The sequence below is a fragment of the Rhodopseudomonas sp. B29 genome, assembly GCF_000333455.1.
Taxonomy (GTDB): domain Bacteria; phylum Pseudomonadota; class Alphaproteobacteria; order Rhizobiales; family Xanthobacteraceae; genus Rhodopseudomonas.
Map to the genome: position 1 here is coordinate 1 of NZ_BADD01000090.1, position 1,979 is coordinate 1,979.

Sequence of the window (1,979 nt, forward strand, 5' to 3'; positions counted from 1 at the left end):
TCGCCCGGGGACCGGAAGCCACGCCCCTCGAGGCCGGTGAAGGCGCCATTGGCGGCGTGGAAGCGGAATCCCCGACCGTCGCGCACAACGATGCCGGCGGCGCACGAATTCACTTCGATGATGAACGCTTGAGTCATTGCGGCCCCCGGTCGATTCGACTCGCTCACCCGCGAGGATTCGCCGGCCTGATAGCCGCGGTCTGTATCAACGCGATGAACGCGCGGTAACGCTTTGGTCTGAAGAAAGTTCTCGGCGCCGCGTCAGCAGCACGACATCGGCGGAAATGCCGGATTGAGCTTGCGCAGCGCGCGGTAGAAGCGCGCGAACCAGCGCCGATGCCAGGGCAGCGACTGCAGCCAGCGCTCGATGACTTCCTCGGGCACAGCGTCTTCGCCGGGCGCGGGCACGGGCGGTGACAGCCGGTTGGCGACGGCGGACTCGCTCGGATGATCATCGACTGTGAGAAGAGCCATGTCAGCCACGCTCCGTCGATTGCGCCGCCTTGGCGGGCTGCGGCGGCAGCGGCTCGTCGTCGGCGATCGCCCGCCATGCGGCGCCGTCGAGATCTTCGTATTGGCCGGTCTTGAGCGACCACAGGAAGCCGGCGAGACCAAGCAGGCCGAGCGCCAGCGCCAGCGGCACGAGAAACACGATCACTTCCATCTCACGCCCTCCCGGCGCGGCGGGCGCGCATCGCGTTCAGCATCACCAGAACCGACGAACCCGACATCGCCAGCGCGGCGATCAACGGCGTCGCCAGACCCGCGATCGCGATCGGCACCGCCAGAACATTATAGCCGATCGCCAGACCGAGATTCTCGCGCATCAGGCTCATCGCCTTGCGCGAATAATCGACCGCGGCCAGCACCGGCGCAAGCTCCTTGCCGAGGAACACCAGATCGGCGGTGGCCTGGCTGAGATGGGTGGCGCTGATCGGCGACATCGAGACAGTGGCGGCGGCGAGCGCCGGGGCGTCGTTCATGCCGTCGCCGACCATCATCACCTTGCGGCCCTGGCGCTTCAGCGCTTCGACATGCGCGATCTTTTCGGCCGGCGTGACGCCGGCGCGCCAGACGTTGACGCCGAGTGCACCGGCGGCGTGACGCACCGCGGGCTCGCGATCGCCGGACAGCAGCTCGACGACGATGCCGCGATTGGTCAGCGCATCGATGGTCTTGGCCGCATCCGGGCGCAGCAACTGGCGCACCGCGAACACGGTGTGCCGGCCGCCGCGGCTGAATGCCACAACCGACACTTCCGGATCCTGCGCGAGCAGTTCGTTGGCCAGATCGTCGGCGCCGCAGAATGCGGGGCTGCCGAGCCGGACTTCCTCGCCTTCGAACATCGCGCGCACGCCGCGACCGGGCTCTTCCACGACATCAGGCAGCGGCGCCTTGACGGCGGACGCGCGAGCCACCGCGGCGGCGACCGGATGATGGCTGGCGAGTGCCAGACGACCGGCGAGATGGAAGGTGTCGGCGTCGATCTCGGCGACGTTGACGACGTCGAGTTCGGGCAGCGTCAGCGTGCCGGTCTTGTCGAACACAACGGTGTCGATCACCGCAGCGCGCTCGATGGCGTCGCCGGAATTGAGCAGCACTCCGGCACGGAACATCGCGCCCGCCGCGACGGTCTGCACCGCCGGGATCGCGAGGCCAAGGGCGCAAGGGCAAGTGATGATCAGTACCGCGATGCCGATGACGATCGAGTCGTGCAGCCCGGCCCCGGCGATCAGCCAGCCGATCACGGTGAGCAGCGCGGTGACATGCACCACCGGCGCATAGAGCTGCGAGGCGCGGTCGGCGAGGCGGATGTAGCGCGATCGCGCCTGCAGGGCGTGATCGAGCAGCTTGGTGATCTCGGACAGCAGCGTGCCTTCGGCCGCCGCCGCGACGCGGACGCGCAACGTGCCGGAGATGTTGAGCGTGCCGGCATAGACCTGCATGCCGCGCTCGGCCTTAACATACTGCGTCTCGCCG

At 68.2% G+C, this 1,979-nt stretch carries 3 protein-coding genes; all 3 read right to left on the reverse strand.

From position 1 onward, the window contains the following. Positions 1-260 precede the first annotated feature (260 nt). Complete coding sequence (locus I5M_RS03395; RefSeq protein ID WP_022720114.1) at positions 261-473, reverse strand: hypothetical protein; 213 nt, start codon at positions 471-473, stop codon at positions 261-263. A 1-nt stretch (position 474) separates the two neighbouring features. Then, the gene (gene ccoS / locus I5M_RS03400; protein ID WP_022720115.1) at positions 475-663 is read right to left on the reverse strand and encodes a cbb3-type cytochrome oxidase assembly protein CcoS; all 189 of its coding nucleotides are present in this window, start codon (positions 661-663) and stop codon (positions 475-477) included. A 1-nt stretch (position 664) separates the two neighbouring features. Beyond that, positions 665-1,979, reverse strand: a 1,315-nt coding sequence (locus I5M_RS03405; protein WP_022720116.1) for a copper-translocating P-type ATPase, incomplete at its 5' end; no start/stop codon positions are given.